This is a genomic window from Haloarcula sp. H-hyl2 (genome assembly GCF_056934385.1).
This window is the reverse complement of the sequence record NZ_JBRIIJ010000003.1, coordinates 230945-248718: the sequence shown is the minus strand read 5'-3', so window position 1 is coordinate 248718 and position 17774 is coordinate 230945. Positions and strand designations below refer to the sequence as shown.

Below are 17774 nucleotides of genomic sequence, written 5' to 3'. Positions count from 1 at the left end.
GGCTGTTAGCTATCAGTGTCGATATCGAACCGTTCCGAGACGAGTTCGTCGAAGCGAGTTTCGACGGCATCTCTGACGTGCTGGTTGACCCGATCGGAATCGCTGACGGTGATCTCTTCGATCTGCGGATCGCCTTTCGAGTGATACGAACTCGGGGTCGGGAGTTCGTGGTCGCTCTCCAGATCCGTCCGTAGCTGTTCGGCTTGCCGGTCGACGAACGGATCGAACAGTTCCGGGTGGATGACGAGGTCCCGTCGGCGGTCGAGGTTCTTGTCCTCGACGACAGCGTCCCGGATCAGATCCAGGAACGTACTCGTATCCGATCGGTCGAGGTGGACGAGCACGTCGAACCGTTCCGTGATCTCGTTCTCGAGGATCTGATCGAACTCCGACAGCGGGAGGACACCGAAGTCGCCGAACTCCGCGACGGCGTCGTCCGCGACCGCTGCCGCCAGGTGTGCCGCGTAGGCGTCCATCGCACTCTTGACGAGATACTCACCGTCCAGATCCACGATGAAGTCGTTCTTTTCCAGGAACCTGATGACGTCGTTCGTCGCCGCGACGTCGATGACTGTTTCGAGGTCAGCATGCGATATCGTCCCGTGTTTGGCCTCTTCCTGGAGTCTGGTATCGACACTCGCATCACCCGACGTCTCGTCTTTCAGTCGGGGACCGCTGACGTAGTAATCCCGTTCTCCGGCGGTGATACGTCTGATGTAGTCCTCGCTCTCGAACTCCTCGGCGAAGAACTCCACGTCTGTCGGTGCGATATCGAACCGCGACTCGATAGTCTGTTTGTTGACCACCAGATCGTACGTGAAGATGCTCTTGAGTTCGTCGCTCACCTTGCTGCCATCCCGAGTCTCGAAGGGGTCGTAGTAGTAGACACCACTCCGAAGCCGCTGGAACACGGAGATATCGTCGTCAGCGACCGACTCCAGCGCCTCTTCGATGTCCGATTGCGAGAGGCTACTCGCCGAGGTCAAGCCGGTATCCGCCCCCTCGTACTCGGTCTTGATCTCCTCCTTGTGGTCGTTGACGTAGAGAAACCCGTAGTTGTCGAGTGCCAAGTCTCGACAGATGTCCTGTAAGGCCTCCTCATCCACGGATCGAATCATATCTGGTAATCGACGCGTTGGATAGTAAATGTTGTCCCGTAAACGGATGACGAATCTGATATTACTCGATAGAACCGGCGTAGCCAGGGGTTTCGACCGCCCGATCCGCGGCGGTGTGAGAGCTATCGGTACCCGGCACAAGCCCTTTTACACATCTGTCATAAAACTGCGCCTGTCAATGTCAAACGACGAGACAGAGTCGTCACAGAGGGAGACGTCGTTCGAGGATCTTCTCATCCGGGCGGGCTCGGGCTCGGAACTGCTGATGGACGTCCTCGAACTCCTGACAGCCTTCATCATGGTCGGGTTGTTCACCATCGGTGTCTACGACCTCGCACTGAAGATGTACCAGATGATCGTCACCGGCACCTACACCGACCCGGACGTCGTCATCAAACTCATCGATACGGCCCTGTTGTTGATGATCATCGTCGAGATCTATCGAACGGTCATCGCGTACGTCGAGGATCTCAACATCCTGCCGATAGTCCTGAACGTCGGAATCATCGCGATGGCGCGGAAGATAATCAGTTTCAGGACAGGCAAATACGCGACCCAGGGCGACGCACTGATCAGTGCCCTCGCCTACGGCTTCCTGCTCCTCATCGTCGTCCTCTCTTTCTATCTCATCCACCGGATACAGCAAGAGACGGCGTTCAATATCTTTTCCGCCGGCGAAGAAGAACCCGACGACATCAGCGGTGGTGGATGAGACCACCGAGATGGGAATCCGGTCACCACGCGACACGTCGGCCTAGCACGAAGACCACGAGCGCTACCAGAAGCGCTCCGAAGAACGCTTCTAGCCCAGCGAGGGTTCGGGCGGTGGCACCGACTGGCTGGATGTCACCGTATCCCAACGTCGTGAACGTTACCATACTGAAGTACATATTCTGACCGAGGATGAGCAATCCCTCGGGTGAGAGCAGGGTCGACATATTGGTCCCTGCCGAGGCGAGGCCGTTGCTCTCGGTGGTACCTTTCGAGACGAAGGCATAGAGGAGTCCCCAGAGAACGACTGCGACAGCGGAGACGTAGACGACACGCCACAACCGCTCGCCGTAACCACAGGTCTGATGGAGGACGTTGTTGCCGAACCACTTGCCCAGTGCTCGTACGCGATTGGGGACCGAGACAGACTCCTCGCGAGTGAACGCAGCCTCCCAGTTCTTGTGCCGTCGGTAGAGCATCTCCTTGATGAAGAACTCGGCTGCCGCCTTCCGATCACCGAAGTCGCTGGCACAGTTTTTCGCTTTCAGATACGTGTTCTCCAGTGTCGCGGGGCTGAAGTTCGTGGTCTCGTAATCCGTCTCGCCGTACTCGTTCGCGGCGAAGGTGTGGATCTGCCAGTTGTTCCGGGCGAGATACTCCTTGTGAGCGGTGAAGTCGAACTCGTGGAAGTCGGTATTACAGAACAGGAAGTGATTGAACAGGCCATGGGTACAGTAGCTATCGTCTAAACTGACGTCGTGGACCTCCGCCCGAGTGCAGTCGTAGAAGACGTCACCATCCTGTGGTTGGGCCAGGGTGCCGCCGTGGATACACGCCGCACTGAAATCGACGAGTGTCTCGGTATCCGCGGGCTGTGGACGGAAGACCACAGAATTGGCGAACTCGACACCGGTGAAGATCCCACACTCCCCGAACGTGGTGTCACTGAAGTTCGCGTAGAGGAACGACGCCTTGTCGAAATCCGCCGCCTGGAGGAACTGAGCACCCTCGAAACTCGCGTCGTCGTTGTGCATATTCGCACTGCCCTCGAACTCAGTCGCCCGGAAGGTCGCATCGCCACAGAACGTGGCGTCGGCGAACGTCGTGTCTTTCGTGAACTTGATCTCGTCGAAGTGAGCCTCGTCGTCGAACCGGCAGCTAGAGAAGTCCGCCTCTTCGCTGAACCTGGCCCGTGAGAACACGGCCGAAGAGTGAAAGGACGCGTTCTGGAACATCCCCTTGTCGCGGAATATCGCCCGCTGGAAGAGGACGTTCTCTGCGAAGGTACAGCTCATGAAGTTCGCGAACCGGAACTCCGCCATCTTGAAGTCCACACTGCCGCCAAACGACGCGGCTTCGAAATCCGCGTCGTCGACAGTATGTGCACCGCCCTCGAACTCGGCGCCGCGAAAGGAGGCGCTCTCGGCGAACTCGGTATCTTCGAAACAGGCGTCACTCTCGAATCGAATCTCGTCAGCATCGACCGGGCCGTCGAAGGTCGCACCTTCGAAGGTGGCCGGTTCGTAGAACCGCGTATACGAGATGTCTAGCGTGGACTCCCAGCGGGCGTTCTCGAAGTGTGCGGTTCCGAATTCTGAGCGGTGGAAGGTTGCCGAGTCCTCGAAGTGCGCGTCGTCGAATCCCGCCTGGCGGAATTCGATTTCGGAGAAGTCCGCCGGCCCTTCGAAGACCACGGACCCGAACGCGGCATCGTCGTCCTCGTGATAGCCTCCCTCGAATTCGACACCGATGAAGGAGACGTCGTCTCTGAACACGGTGCGCAAGAAATCGGCGTCGTGCTCGAACCGGACCTCGACGAACTGGGCCGACGAATCGAACACACAGTCGGTAAAGTTACCTTCTCGATTGAACTGTGCGGCCTCGAAGTTTGCAGTTCCCTCGAAGGTAGCCGAGGAGAAGTTCGCGTACTCGAACACCGCGCGTTCGAAGTCGACGGTGGCACCGAAATTCGATTCCGCGAAGGTCACGTCGTCGTCCCTGATGTTGTCACCACCGTGGAACTCGACACCACGGAAACTGGCCGCACCGTCGAACGTACAGCCCTCGAACGTCGTATCGTCCTGGAACCGACCTTCGTCGAAGACACATCTGCCTTCGAAGGTCGTGAGTTCGAACACTGCTTCGGCTCTGAACGTGGTCTCGGAGAACACCGCATCGTCACGGAAGACGACGTCCCGGAAATTCGCGTACTGGAACCACACGTGTTCGAACTCCGCCTCCCCTTTGAAAGAGGCCGCCTCGAAGGTCAGGTCGTCCGTCTCTACGTTGGCCCCACCATTGAACTCCGCCCCCCGGAAACTGACATCCGATTCGAAGACAGTCTCGTCGAAGAGAGCGTCGTCGTCGAACACGCTCTCTATGAATGCAGCATCGTCCTCGAAGGCAACCTCGCTGAACACGGCGTCGCCCGAGAAGGCAGTCCGCTCGAACGAGACAGGGGATTCGAACGTCACGCCCGAGAGGTCACAATACCTGAACTCCCCACCTAGGAAATCCACAGGCTCCTCGAACCGACTCCCACGGAAGGTGACGTCCTCGTCGTCGACGTTGTCACCCCCCTCAAACTCCACACCCCGGAAGACCGCTTCGCCTTCGAAGGAGACGTCCGTGAACGAGACGTCGTCACCGAAACGGGACTCGGAGAAGGAAACGGATTCGACCGTCGACGCGTCGAAGTGAACCTCTTCGTGGAATCGGCAGTCCTCGAAGGTCATTGGCCCTGCCGCGGAGAGTCGCCGGATATCGGCAAAGCCGAATTCGGCGCGCTGGAAGGTAGCGGACCCCCCGAACGTCGCGTCAGCGAACGTGATGTCCTCGTCGGCGACGTTGTCCTGGCCGCTGAACTCGACACCATCGAATGAGACGTCCGCAGCGAATTCGACCCCCTCGAACGACGTATCGCCGTCGAACCGCGCCTCGTCGAACTCCGAGAACCCGGAGAACGTCGCACTGTCGAAGACGGCATCACGACCGAACCGTGTGGAGTGGAAGTCGACAGTGTCGAACGCCACCGCTTCGAATCGGACCGCCCGGAACACCGCGTTCCTGAGATTCAGATGCCCTCCAAAGACAGCAGCTTCGAAGTTTGCATCCTCGGATTTGATGTTATCTCCCCCCGTGAACTCCGCGCCGGGGAACCGAGCAGCCCCGTCGATGGTCACGTCCGAGAAATCGGCGTCGTGGTCGAAGCGGACCTCGGAGAACACGGCGTCCGCCTGGAAGTGAGCACCGGGGAACTCGGTGGCTTCTGTAAACGAGACACCATCGAACTTCGCAGTGGATTCGAACCGTGTGTCTCCGAAGTTGGCATGCGAGAACTCGGCCGATTCGAAGTCGACATCTCCCTCGAAGACAGCGTTCTCGAAATCGGCGTCGTCCATGAGAACGTTGGCACCGCCGACGAACTCGCTCCCGCGGAAGGACGCTTTACTCCGGAACACCGCCTCCGCGAACTCGGCATCACTGGTGAACTCGGCCTCGTCGAAGTTCGCGTCCGACTGGAACTCACAGCCGACGAAGTCCGCGTATCGGAACGACGCCTTAGTAAAGGAGACGGAGTGGGTGAAAGTGGCGTATTCGAAGCAGGCGTCGTCGTCCATGAGGTTAGCATCGCCGCTGAACTCGACCCCGTCAAACGTGGCGACGGCGCCGAACCGGGTCCGCCTGAGACACGTATCGCCGTGGAACCGGGCCTCACGGAAATCGACCTCACCGTCGAACTGGGCGCCGACGAAGTCGACGTCACTCTCGAAGACAGTCCCCACGAGGTTCGTTTCGCCGTGGATCGTCACCCCGGAAAAATCCGAGGGCTGACAAAGAGTCGCTTCCGAGAGGGCCAACGATTGGATCGTCGCACCCCGAAGGTCTAGCTGCTGTTGTACCTCCGCGTTGGTCAGATCGAGTGTTCCATCGAACGTCGCGTGTCGGAGATCGAGTGGGTGTTTGTCGGCCGCCTCCAGAATCTCGTTGCCCAGGTGGACCGTGTCGAAACGTGCCCCGATCAGCTGTTTGGCTCGTTCACCCGACGCCTCCGCGACTGCTCGGAACCGATCCGAGACGGTAGAGGGATCGATATCTAGCTCGGCCCGTGTGTCGACTGGAAGGTGAAAGAAACAGAACGGTTGGTCGGGATGGGCCTCGCGGTGACAGCTCCACCCGCCATTCAGTCCATCACTCCCAGAAGTGGACTGAACGTCCTGTTCCTCCAGTCGGAATTGACACTCACCCGGCATGTGGAACGTTCGTACGTGTCCGTTCGGATGAATTTATACCTGTGGTGAGTTACCAGTCTTCAAAATGTAAAATAGCAACTCTACTTGTGGAATAAAGTTCTACCGGCCGAACAGTCAGATTTCTCGATAAATTTTACAAAGCAGTAATATAATCATCACCCATGGGACTGTTCGGCTCCTCGACACCAAAGGGACAGTGTTACTTCTGCGATGGGAAGGCGATCAGTGGGGAGAACGCGGCTCACTGTACAGACTGTAACAACTGTATCATCCACATCGACTGTCTCAAACGCAACGGACTCCTCAAGAAAGAGGGACATTTGATCCGGGCCGACAAAATCAAGGCGAAATGTCCGGTCTGTGGCAACGTCGGGACACTCGCGAAAGCCTGACCCTGACTGTCGTACCGACCTCTGAGTGGGCCCGCCCTTTGCGGTCGGCATCAACTCGGACGTGACCGACGATACGCACGGCGACTCGTGGACCGCTAGCCCCGCTCAATCCGCACTAGCGGACCGAGCAGTCGCGGTCTCCTCTCTGAGCGCGGTGAGGCTACTGTAGACGACAGCGCCACTGACCAGCAGCGCCGCACCGATGATGATGACGAAGCTCACGGTGTTCAGCACCTCGATGCCGACCGATTCACCGATCTGACGGAGGCCGACCGCGACCGCCCCGAGCAGGAGCATGACACCGAAGTAGATCTTGATGCCGTCCTCGTCGACCAGTTCCGTCGCGGCGGAGCCGAGTCGGGCACCGAGTGCGCTCCCGGCGAGCAGTGGTGCGACGATGCTGAGATCGACGCCGCCTGACTGGGCGTACAGCAGCGAGCCCAGGCCGCCGGAGAACACGATCTCGAACAGGTCGGTCCCGACTGCCACCGGGACCGGGACCCCGATCAGGTAGAACAGGGCTGGCATCCGGATGAAGCCACCACCGACACCGAGAAAGCCCGAGAGCAGCCCCGTCGCGAACGCGACGCCGAGGATGATCCACAGGGACGCCGTGATATCCCCGCGGAGCGTGATCATCGGTGGGATCCGGTATGATTGTATCTTCTTCGCAATCTCGGGGATATCGTGGTCCCCATCCTCGTCGGCGTCGTGCCCGACGCCACCGCTGCCACCGCCCTTCAGGGCTTCGTAGGTAACGAAGGCGCCGATGCCACCGAGGAGGACCACGTAGGTGACGCTGATGATGCCACCCGCGAGCCCGAGATCCTCCAGATGGAGTACGATCTCCTTGCCGACCTCGATTCCGGCTGTCGTGCCGACGATCATCGAGATGCCGAGTTTGTAATCGACCTGGCCCAGATCGCGATGTTTCAGCGTCGCGATGACCGAGGTCCCGAAGACGAAGGCGAGACCGCTTCCGACGGCGACACGGGTCGGGTAGCCCATCACCAGCAGCGCCGGCGTCACGAGGAAGGACCCGCCCATCCCGAAGAAGCCGAACAGGATACCGATGAGCAGTCCGAAGCCGACGAACAACGCGAGCAACAGTACGCTCATCCCGAACAGTTCCATCATCTCACTCGCTGACGGCCCGCAAGAGCGCCGGGCCGAACACGCGTTCCAGTTCGCCGTAGCCGACGTACAACACGATCGCCTCGACGAGAACGAGTCCGACGAGCACGACAGCCTGGGACCAGCCGCCGAGTGTCTCAATCCCGAACATTCGAATCACCGTATAGCTGTGTGTATCCGTGGGAATCCATCGCAATTTCACGTAACAGAGTCGGGGTAATAACGGTTTTGTTGCCGACACACAATACTATATCGCAGTAACCAACGGGTCACCACCCGTAAGTTACGGAGATGATATCCGGATATCGGCACGTTCAGGTAGCCACGAGACACGCTGTCCACGGGGGCAATTCGCGGAGCGTATCTCAGACACCGACCAAGCGGAGAGGAATTGCACTGGCCGTGACGAGGCGTCCGCCCGGACGACCGAAGAATGGGGGTTACAGCGCGCCGGCGAACGTGATCAGGTCGATGACGATGACGAAGAGGATGACGAGCAGTGCGACGAGGATGATCACTTTCAGATACCAGGGGAGTCCCTCGGAGTCGCCGGTCGGAGAGGCATCGCTCATACCGTCACTTGGACGGGCGGGATAGTGGTTCCTGTGGTCGAACTGCTATCGTTCGACGTCGGCCCGGTGATACAGAACCAGCCCGATAGCCAGGGTCGCAGCCAGGAGAAACAGTGGGGCGAGCGAAGGGACAGCGCCCAGATCGACCTGCGTGATACCCCAGACGGGAACAGCGATCAGCATGCCGACCGCGACTGTCGATGCGAACGACACCAGTTCCAGCCGGACAGTGTCCGCGGACGCTGTCAGTTGCTCGGCGAGGTCGATGGCAGTCCGACCACTGTTCCACCCGACCGCAGTCGTGACCGCACCCCCGAGTACGATTGGGAGCGGCGCCTGTCCGGTACCGGCAGCGACGACCGTCACCACGATGGCGCTCCACCCCGCCGAGAGTACTCTTCGACGACCGAACCCGACCCCGGTAGCGACCAGTACAACTCCGAGGAGACCGCTTCCGAACCCCACCAGCGAATACCGACCGCAGACGACGGTGACGAGTAGCGAAGCGACGGCGGACAACACCGCACTCATCCGGACCGTCGGGAATCCCTCGGCCGACATCAGTCCCACCTCCGTGGGTGGTCTGCGATCGCCGTCCCGAGCGACACACCCCAGTCCCACTCGACGACCGGAACGTCGCCAGCACGGAGCCGCGTGATTCGAAGCTGACGGGTCACAGCTGCGACCCACTGCTGATTCGTCTCACGTGCAGCGGGGTCAAGCGTCACCGCCGTCACCGGATAGCCACAAGCCTGCAAGCGACGGGCGCCAGCACTGATGCGGTCGTCACAGAGGGGCGAGAGGAGCACCAGCTGTGTGTCCGCAGGCAGCCGGTGTCGAAGCCTGTCGACCCACGAGGATGGCGGCTCACCTCCCTCTCGACCCGGCGCCAGTGTGGACTCCGCCGCGAGGAACTCACGGGCTGCACCACGATGTGATCGTCCCGCACCCGGCGCCAGCCACGCCGTCTCGTCGCCGATCGCCGCGATTCCCGCGCGATTGCCGCCGTCGAGACAGGTGTCGAAGAGCTGCCCTGTGGCAGCGACCAGCCGATCGATAGCACGGCGATCGGCTGCTGGTGGCCCGACCGCACTGCTCGCAGTCGCGTCCACGACGAAGACGACCGTTGTCGCTCGTTGCTCACGGAACTGGAGCGTCGCGAACTCGCCTGTCCTCGCGAACCGGTTCCAGTCGATCCAGGCCAGTGGGTCGCCCCGTTCGTACCGACGCAGCCCGAAGAACTCCGTGCCAGCACCGCCACTCGCCGTCTCGACGAGACCCGCCTGCCCGTTGGGATGGACACGGAGTGGCACCGGCTCGGACAGCGACCCGAACCCGGGCCGACAGGTCAGTGTCGCCGGCCTCGTCGCTTCGACTGTGGATACGACTTCCGTCGTCCCTGCCAGGTCACGTGCGATTGTCAGCACCGGACCGAACTCGTGGACACCTCTGCGAGCAGTGACCGTATACTCCAGTGTGACCGACTCGCCACCACGGAGAACGGTCCCCGTGTCGACCGTCCCGGACGATACCGAGAGGGCCCTCGGAACGCCGTCGATCGCGCGCAGGTCCGGGACCACGCTGTCGGCGGCGTTCGTCACGGTGACCGTGACTGCCACCTCCTCGCCCGGCGCCGGCGACGTCGTGTCCACTGTGCGTTCCACCGTGAGCTGTGGCTCCTCGACCGCGGAGACCCGCGCGTAGCCCGCGTAGCCGACCGCGACAGCACCGACGAGCAGGACCGACGGGCTGTCCGTCAGTACACCGATACCGACGGCAGCCATGGCGACCGCGACCGCACCGTGCCAGTTCTCCGTGGGTCGCCGTTCCGGCTCCCGATCGGTGGTCGTCCACGACCGTACCTCCCGGTCCGGCCGTAACCACTCGACCAGACGGTCCCCGAGGCCACGTTCGGTCGGCCGGCGCTCTCCACGGGCGTCCTCGACACCAGCCAGCGCCGCCAGCGCGCTCACCGTCCTGGTGAGCCGTCGCTGAAATCGGCTGTGTCCTCGAACCCTGTCTCGCATCTGCGCTCCCAACCGCGGCGGGTCCTCGTCTGTGTCGGCCAGGAACGTCGCCGCCGCAGGGTCGTCCGTCCAGGTTCCCTCGCGCACCGCCTGGCGGGCGTCGTCTGCCGTCCCGTACAGCGAGAGTGTATCGAGCACAAGCCGCTCGATTCTGTCCTGGAGCCGCGCACGGACACCCAGACCAGCGGGCGCCCCACTGTACCGGTCGAAGACGTCCTCGAAGGTCTGTCCGGGCGGTTCGACAGGAGGTGACTCGGCGACAGCAGGAACCGGCGTGCTCTCGGCGCGGTTCTGGAGTCGCCGACGAGCGAGCCGGAAGAGTTGCCACAGCGCGGCGAGCCCACCCAGCGCGACGACGTACCGTCTGAGGCCGACGCTGAACACGCCAGGGGCGACGATCGTGAGCAGGCCCAGACAGAACGCGACGATCCCGCTCGCCGCCAGCAGTCGCTGCCAGTTCACGACTGGTCACTCCCGTACCGGGACTCGATCGTCTCCAGTAGGTCGATCGCCTGCTGTTCGGCCTGTTCGTCGGGTGGCTCGCCACCGTAGCGAACGCGGCGAAAGAGGGTCGTGAGTTCGCTGACGTCCCGGTGGTCCATCCCGGCGTCCATCGCTGCGCGCTCGAACTCGCGAGGCGTCGAACTGGCTGGCTCCCGGACGTCCAGCAGCCGTGTCATGTCGTTCCAGGCCCGGTAGATGGCGTTGTCGAGGGACGCCTCCCGCTCGATAGAGCGAGCGGCCCGCCCAGCCGCGGCGCCCACTGCAGCGAGGTCCTCCTGTGTGGGTTCCGAGGGGGCGTCGGTCGTACCCGACGCTGTCTCGTCCCGGAGGACGACGACGGCGACCGCCACCAGTGCCAGGAGGGTCAGGCCGGCGATAGCCGTCGCGAGCACCGTCGGGACAGCGTAGCCGGTACCGCCACCCCCACCGTTCACGGTCGAGAGAGTTCCTGCCACTGCCCCGCCTCCGAACCCCGAGTCACGACCCCTGCCCGACAGCAACTGGGCGAAGAGCCAGGCGAGGCCGACGAACCCGAGCACCCCGAACAGGACAGGGAAGGCGCGACGCCAGTAGACGAGGACGTAGAGGACGACCAGGACGAGCGCGAGTACCGCGAGCAGCGAGAGGATCCACTCTACCCCCGGGATGTCGACGGAGGGTCCACCGGACCGACCACCGGACTGGGCGACGCCGATACCCTCACCGTCGCCGGGCCCGGCGAGTCCCGCACCGTCACCCGTGCCGGGGTTGGTCTGCACCGTTGCCGGCAGCGTCACACCCGTCAGACTGACCGCGAGGACACAGAGGACGGCCAGGACACCGGTGCCGACGCGCGACTGCTCCATGGTTGGCGCTCCGGGAGCGACGCCTAAATACTACTGTTCAGACACACGTGGTGCCGCTTTTCCCGCCCATGGTCACTCATCTCAGTCGGCCCCGAGCAGCGTCTCCAGCCTGTCCGGTTCAAGTCCCGCGTAGCGTGCCACGACATCGAACTGCTCGTCGGCGGGTGACGCGTCAGTGATGCCGTACGCGTCGTCGGCTTCGAACCGCGTCCGGACGAACCACCACGCGACCAGGGCCTTCCTCGCGTCGTCCCGTTCGGTGATGGCCCACTGGGCTTCGGTGAGCAGGACCGTCGCGGTGACCACGTCGAAGACGAGGTCGGCCAGCCGTTTGGCGTGGTACTGCGCGGTGTCTGTGTCGGTTCCGGCCAGCGTCGCAAGGGCGTCCTGGAGTGCGTGGAACCGCCCGCGGACAGTCTCAGCGAGCACGAGCAGGGGGTCGTCGTCGATCCGGTCGAGTCGGTCGCAGACGAACGGCAACAGCGCCTCGTGGGCGTCCGCACGCTCCAGCGCCCGGAGGACGTCCAGCGAGAGGATATTCGAGGTCCCCTCCCAGATCGGCAGTACCTGTGCGTCACGGAGCAGACGCGGTGTGACGTGCTCGCGAACGTAGCCGTTGCCCCCCAGGACCTCCATCGCGTACGAGCAGATGTCCACGACCAGCTCGCCGGTCTTGTACTTCGCGATCGGAACCAACAGGCGCATGAGCTGGAAGGCCTGGCGTTCGTCGATATCTCCCTGGACGGCGGACTCTGCGACGCCTCTGGCAGCGCGCTCTCTGCGGTCGTACCACCGGGCTGCTTCGAAGGCGAACGCCGCTGCGGCCTCGTAGTCGACCGTCAACTCGACGAGGTCCCGTCGCAGGAGTGGATACTCCTGGATCGGGGCGCCGAACGCCTCCCGGTTCGCGGCGTGGACCTTCGCCTCCAGCAGGGCCCGGCCCATCACACCCGTCGCGCCGGTCGCGTTCGTCAGCCGCTCGTAGTTGAGCATCGCCGTCATCTGACGGAAGCCCTCAGTTTCGTCGCCGACGAGGAACCCAGTCGCCCCCTCGAATTCCAGTTCGCCCGTCGGCACAGAGAGGGTGCCCAGTTTGTCCTTCAGCCGCCGGAAATGCGTGTCGTTGAGCGACCCGTCCGGGAGTTCACGCGGGACCAGAAACAGCGAGAGACCCGCTGTCCCTTCCGGCGCGTCGGGGGTCCGCGCAAGTGCGAGTGCCCCCTGTGCATCGATGTTCGAACAGAACCACTTCTCGCCCGTGAGTTCGTACCGGTCGTCCGCGACGTGGCGGGCAGTCGTCTCCGTCGCGCCCACGTCTGACCCACCCTGTCTCTCGGTGAGGAACATCGCGCCCTCCAGATGCGAGTCCAGCGACGCGCTTGTCAGCCCCTCGAAGTAGTCGTCCAGACGGCCGTCGTCGAACGTCTCCAGTACCAGCGCGGCGCCGACCGTCATCGACGCCGGACAGGCGAACCCCACGTCGGCGAAACACAGCAGCGTCTGCATCGTCAATGGATGGAGCAACCCGACGGGCTCTGCCCGATCCGGCGGCGCGTGGAAGGCGTCGTGTGTCAGGCGGAACTGCTCGTAAGTGAGTCGCTCGTTCTCGAACTGGAGCGGGTGGTACTCGACGTGGTTCTGTCTCTCCCCGTCGGCGTCGTAGGTGTGCAGTTCCGGGGGATGCCGGTCGATGGTATCTGCGTTGTCGGCGATGGTGGTCCCGACAATCTCGCCGTAGTCGCCCAGGAGGTCGCTGGCCCACTCGAACTCCGTGTCTGGATAGACCCGCCGCGCCTCGAACCGGAGCGTCGGGTCGTACGCCCAGTAGTTGCACTCCCGACCGGCGTCGAGGGTGCCGTAGTCGATGGGATCGCGTGGCATACGTGACCGATACACAGCCGAGGGGTAAACAACTGGGTGGCCCTAGAGGTCCCGTGCGACCATCATTCCCCACTCGGAGAACCCCCACCGGTCGTAGACGGCCCGGGCACGGTCGTTGTCCGGGTCGACGTCGAGGACGAGACGGTCGAGTGGGAGATCCTGCCCGCGCGCGACGTCCAGGGCCGTCTCGAGCAGGTCGTCGACGACACCGGTGCCTCTCGCCTCGTCGACGACGTACAGTTCGTTGAGCACGGCCGCGTCCCAGACGTGCGCCAACGACGCCGGAAGGACGAAGACGTAGCCCAGCAGTGTGTCCCCGTCGACCGCGACCTGGACGGTGCGCGGGTTCTCCTCGACACACCGGGTCACCCACTGCTCGTACGATTCCCTGTAGCCATCGTCGAGTTTCTGCCGATATCGCGCCGCTTTCCCCTCGTCGCCGGTGCCACTGCCCAGTTCCAGTTCGAACCGGCGTTTCAGCGCCCAGATGTCGTCGCCGTCGCGATACGGTCGGATCATACGACGGCAGTGGGTTGCGGTCGGGAAAACCGTTGGCCCGCCCAGTGGTTTGATACACGCAGGGACCGCACGACCAGCCATGGCCGACACGACCTGGATCGGCGAGACGATAACGAGCGACGTGGGATGGTCCCACCTCGAACGCCTGGTCGACATCGGAAACCGGATGGCCGGGACCGACGGGGAGCGAGCGGCAGCCGAGGCCACACGCGACACGCTGGCCGAGTACGGCCGGAACGCACGGGTAGAGCCGTTCGACATCCAGGGATGGGAGAGGGGGACGAGCGAGATCGTCGCCGACGGGTCGACGGTTGCCAGTGCGGACAGGGAGGTCATCGCGCTCCCCCGCTCACCCGCCGGCGACGCCAGCGGCGAACTCGTCGACCTCGGGTACGGGCTCCCGGAGGACTTCACGAAGACCGACTGTGCAGGGAAGGTCGTGATGACCCGCTCTGACGTCCCCGACTGGTTCGACCGGTACATCCATCGACGTGAGAAGTACTATCGCGCCGTCGAGGCCGGTGCCGCCGCGTTCGTCTACCGGAACCACGTCGAGGGGATGCTCCCACCGACAGGGAGCGTCGGGACCAGGGCGGACCCGCTGGGGGCCATTCCCGCAGTCGGTGTCGCAAGCGAGACCGGAGCGACACTCTCGCGGCGATACGATGGGGGACCCCTCTCGGTGCGAGTCGACTGCGAGACGCCCAGCGCGACGAGCCAGAACGTCCACGCAGCACTCGGCCCGGAGACGGACGACCGAGTCCTGGTGACCAGCCACGTCGACGCCCACGACATCGCGGAGGGTGCGCTCGACAACGGGGCGGGCACCGCGATGGTCGTCGAAGTAGCCCGCGCCCTGGCCGCCCGGGAAGACGAACTCGATACGCGGGTGGAACTGGTCGCGTTCGGGGCCGAAGAGGTCGGTCTCCAGGGGTCAGAAGAGCTCGCAGCCAGCATCGACCTCGATACGGTCCGGGCGGTTCTGAACTTCGACGGCGTCGTCAGAGGGCGGACGCTGGAGTTCCACACCCACGATTTCGACGCCATCGCCGACGCAGTCGACGAGGTCAGCGACGACCTCCGCCACCAGGTCGCGAAGACACCTAGACAGGGGCCACACAGCGATCACTGGCCGTTCGTCCAGTGGGGAGTCCCCGGCTGTCACGTCATGAGCGAGACGGACGGGGTTGGCCGTGGATGGGCACACACCCACGCCGACACGCTGGAGAAACTCGACGTCCGGACGCTCCGCGAACAGGCAGTCTTCCTGACCGAGGTGGCTGTCAGATTCGCCGACGACGGGTTCAGCCCGGCCCGGCGCGACCCATCGGCGGTGGCCGCTCGTCTCGACGCCGAAGACACCGCGCCGGGGATGCGCCTGACGGGTGACTGGCCCTACGACACGTAGTCAGGCCGGGACGATCTTGTGGAACCCCGTCTGTGAACCGCCGTTTGTCAGGACGTACAGTTCACCGTCGGGCCCGCGGCCGAACGACCGCAGGCGGCCGAGTCGCCCGGTATCCTCGGAGGCAACCGGCAGGGTCGAGGCGTCCCACTGCTCACCATCCGCTCGCCGCTCTGCCAGGAAGAGCCGTCCCTGCGCCACGTAGTCGCCGAAGACGTACCGCCCTCGCAATCCCGGCAGGGCGGTACCGCGGTAGACGTAGCCCCCGATGACGGAGTAGCCACTGACCGATGCTCCCTGATGTGGGTACTCGATGATGGGGGCACGTAGCCGTTCGCCACCCCGAACAGAGTCGGGGGTGCGTGCGGGGCATTCCGACGCCTGGAAACAGTGGCGCCCCTCCCTGACGTTCCAGCCGTAGTTCCCGCCGCGCTCGACGAGGTTGACCTCCTCGTAGCGTCCCTGGCCCACGTCGCCGACGAAAAACTGTCTGTCGTCGAAGGAGAACCGCCAGGGGTTGCGCAGTCCCCATGCGTAGTGTTCGTCCAGGCCCGCGCGCCCGACGAGCGGGTTGTCGTCGGGGATGGCATACGCCCTCTCACCGTCCCGTCCGTCGACGTCGATCCGGAGGATACTGCCGAGGAGGTTCTCCGCGACGTCCTGGCCGTTGCCGCCGCCGACGGCATCGTACCAGTCGTCGACGTGGCCACGACCCTGATCGTTACCTGCGCCGCCGTCGCCGACACCGACGTAGAGGTATCCCTCCGGCCCGAACGCGATAGCGCCGGCGTTGTGGTTGCTCTGTGGCTGGGGAATCTCCAGAAGCGTCCGCTCCGAGGCCCGCCGTGCGCGGGTTCCGTCCCCCGTGGCACGGAATTCAGAGAGGACGAACGTGTGACTGTACCCGGACGGGAGTCCGGGCCGGTCGGTCGTACTGTATCGGACGTAGAAGCGTCGGTTCTCGGTGAAGTTGGGATGGAGCGCCAGGCCGAGCAACCCCTTCTCACCGCCTGCAGAGACCGTGTTCCGGAGGTCGAGGAACGGTTCCGACGCCAGGCCGTCGGGCCCGTGTCTCGCGACGACGCCACCCTGCTGTGCGATGTACCGATAGTCCTGCTCCGGGGCGAAGACCACGTCCAGCGGCGCGTCGAGCGCAGTCGAGATCGGTTCCAGCGCGACGGCCGCCGGCGGTTCGGCAGTAACGGCTGTCGTGTCTGTTGGCTCGGAACCGCTCGACCCGTCGTCTGAGTGATCGTCAGTGGGGGAGGGTGTCGATATCGAGGTGGGTGTCTCCCCGTCCGCCGGCGTCTCGGACGACGGCGACGTCGTACACCCTGCCAGACCGCTCCCGAGACCGGCGCCGAGTAGTGCGAGGACTCGTCGGCGAGTGGAGTCGACCATGTATCACGTTAGGAGCGCACACAGAAATACGGTGAGGCATCGTCGCACGCTGCTCAACAGCCCGGCGGTTCATCCGTCGAATCGGGTATCGTCCGGTTCGGAGAGCCCCGGAGAGGTAGTCGTATGTGTGGGCCATCCGACCCAGGAGAAACGCCGGACGATATATATCTTAGCTGTAATAATATTGTTTTTAGTCTGCTATTATAAGTAATATTAATTCTTGGGCCGATATGTAAAACAAACATTTTAGTCATGTGCTACCCCATGTCACATTTATGGTCGAAACCACCCTCCCAGGCGGTCCCCGACAGTACCTGAGGGTGTTCAGACACCACGTTCTGGACCCGCTGTCGGACGCACAGGCTCGTCTGACGAGAGAGCGCGAGGAGGTCGAGGCCGAGCGGGAGGCCTTCCGGGATTTCCAAGCCGCGGTCGCCGACGTCCGCCCAGTTCCGGCGTCGTCTGCCACGCGGTCGCCGGTCGGCGTCACCGACCGACCGGATCAGGTCACGTTGCTGGAGGACGCGTACCGATCGACGGTCATGAGCGTCCCTCACTACGAGGAGGTGTACGCGGAGTCACTGCCCCGCAACATGCTCGCGGAACTCGGCGACCCCGCTGCCGCCATCGTCCACTCGACCTCGACGACGGTTACGCAGGTACAGAAGTCCGCCCTGCTGGCCGCTATCGAGCGTGCCATCGAGGACAGGAGCTCCTATATCGGCGTTCTCGAAGCCGAAGACACCTCGCTCTCGGCGGCGACCAGTGCCATCGAGGAAATCATCGATTCGCTGGACGACGTCGTCATCCAGGACTGGTACCGGGCCGAGTTCGAAGCCGAACTGAACGACATCGTCCGGGAGCGACAGACGGTCGTCCACGGCAGACTCTCGTCGTCGGTCGAGGGGCGGTCGCTCTGTACCCACATCTACGCCGACCAGCCGTGGACGTTCCCGGTTCTGACAGCGGTCGCGCGACTCCACGACGCCGTCGTCGTCGACTGACCGGACGT

The 17774-nt window shown here is 63.3% G+C and carries 15 protein-coding genes; 4 read left to right on the top strand and 11 right to left on the bottom strand.

Annotated elements, in window-relative coordinates:
- Positions 1-5: 5 nt before the first annotated feature.
- On the bottom strand, positions 6-1118 hold the full coding sequence (locus Hhyl2_RS18495; RefSeq protein ID WP_483552273.1) for a hypothetical protein: 1113 nt from the start codon (positions 1116-1118) through the stop codon (positions 6-8).
- Between the two features lie 178 nt (positions 1119-1296).
- Between Hhyl2_RS18495 and Hhyl2_RS18490 the strand changes: the two genes are divergently transcribed.
- Complete coding sequence (locus Hhyl2_RS18490) at positions 1297-1830, top strand: phosphate-starvation-inducible PsiE family protein (protein WP_483552272.1); 534 nt, start codon at positions 1297-1299, stop codon at positions 1828-1830.
- A gap of 22 nt (positions 1831-1852) precedes the next feature.
- On the opposite strand, the gene Hhyl2_RS18485 is transcribed toward Hhyl2_RS18490, so the two are convergent.
- The gene (locus Hhyl2_RS18485; protein ID WP_483552271.1) at positions 1853-6082 is read right to left on the bottom strand and encodes a pentapeptide repeat-containing protein; all 4230 of its coding nucleotides are present in this window, start codon (positions 6080-6082) and stop codon (positions 1853-1855) included.
- 161 nt (positions 6083-6243) lie between these two features.
- Here Hhyl2_RS18485 and Hhyl2_RS18480 point away from each other — a divergent pair, with 161 nt between their 5' ends.
- The gene (locus Hhyl2_RS18480; RefSeq protein ID WP_483552270.1) at positions 6244-6474 is read left to right on the top strand and encodes a hypothetical protein; all 231 of its coding nucleotides are present in this window, start codon (positions 6244-6246) and stop codon (positions 6472-6474) included.
- Between the two features lie 105 nt (positions 6475-6579).
- On the opposite strand, the gene Hhyl2_RS18475 is transcribed toward Hhyl2_RS18480, so the two are convergent.
- The 8 genes from Hhyl2_RS18475 to Hhyl2_RS18440 all read right to left on the bottom strand — a co-directional run bounded on the left by Hhyl2_RS18475 (position 6580) and on the right by Hhyl2_RS18440 (position 13956).
- Positions 6580-7608 (bottom strand): sulfite exporter TauE/SafE family protein, encoded by a 1029-nt coding sequence (locus Hhyl2_RS18475; protein ID WP_483552269.1) that lies wholly within the window; start codon positions 7606-7608, stop codon positions 6580-6582.
- 4 nt (positions 7609-7612) lie between these two features.
- Positions 7613-7759 carry a DUF7512 family protein gene (locus Hhyl2_RS18470; protein WP_483552268.1) on the bottom strand — a complete coding sequence of 49 codons (147 nt, stop codon included), beginning with the start codon at positions 7757-7759 and terminating at the stop codon, positions 7613-7615.
- A gap of 289 nt (positions 7760-8048) precedes the next feature.
- Entirely contained in the window at positions 8049-8180 is a 132-nt protein-coding gene (locus tag Hhyl2_RS18465) for a hypothetical protein (protein WP_483552267.1), read from the bottom strand.
- A 45-nt stretch (positions 8181-8225) separates the two neighbouring features.
- On the bottom strand, positions 8226-8741 hold the full coding sequence (locus Hhyl2_RS18460; protein WP_483552266.1) for a DUF7519 family protein: 516 nt from the start codon (positions 8739-8741) through the stop codon (positions 8226-8228).
- Positions 8741-10669 (bottom strand): DUF7269 family protein, encoded by a 1929-nt coding sequence (locus Hhyl2_RS18455; RefSeq protein WP_483552265.1) that lies wholly within the window; start codon positions 10667-10669, stop codon positions 8741-8743. Before Hhyl2_RS18455 ends, Hhyl2_RS18460 begins: the two co-directional genes overlap by 1 nt.
- A complete protein-coding gene (locus Hhyl2_RS18450) occupies positions 10666-11556 on the bottom strand; it encodes a DUF4129 domain-containing protein (protein ID WP_483552264.1) in 891 nt (296 codons plus the stop codon). Before Hhyl2_RS18450 ends, Hhyl2_RS18455 begins: the two co-directional genes overlap by 4 nt.
- Positions 11557-11637: 81 nt before the next feature.
- Positions 11638-13437, bottom strand: coding sequence for an acyl-CoA dehydrogenase family protein (locus tag Hhyl2_RS18445; protein ID WP_483552263.1), 1800 nt, complete (start codon positions 13435-13437; stop codon positions 11638-11640).
- 42 nt (positions 13438-13479) lie between these two features.
- Entirely contained in the window at positions 13480-13956 is a 477-nt protein-coding gene (locus tag Hhyl2_RS18440; RefSeq protein ID WP_483552262.1) for an N-acetyltransferase family protein, read from the bottom strand.
- A gap of 79 nt (positions 13957-14035) precedes the next feature.
- Between Hhyl2_RS18440 and Hhyl2_RS18435 the strand changes: the two genes are divergently transcribed.
- Entirely contained in the window at positions 14036-15364 is a 1329-nt protein-coding gene (locus Hhyl2_RS18435; protein WP_483552261.1) for a M28 family peptidase, read from the top strand.
- On the opposite strand, the gene Hhyl2_RS18430 is transcribed toward Hhyl2_RS18435, so the two are convergent.
- Positions 15365-16762 (bottom strand): PQQ-dependent sugar dehydrogenase, encoded by a 1398-nt coding sequence (locus Hhyl2_RS18430; RefSeq protein ID WP_483552260.1) that lies wholly within the window; start codon positions 16760-16762, stop codon positions 15365-15367. It abuts the gene before it with no gap.
- A 275-nt stretch (positions 16763-17037) separates the two neighbouring features.
- Here Hhyl2_RS18430 and Hhyl2_RS18425 point away from each other — a divergent pair, with 275 nt between their 5' ends.
- Positions 17038-17766 (top strand): DUF7260 family protein, encoded by a 729-nt coding sequence (locus tag Hhyl2_RS18425; RefSeq protein WP_483552259.1) that lies wholly within the window; start codon positions 17038-17040, stop codon positions 17764-17766.
- The last annotated feature ends 8 nt before the right edge of the window (positions 17767-17774 follow it).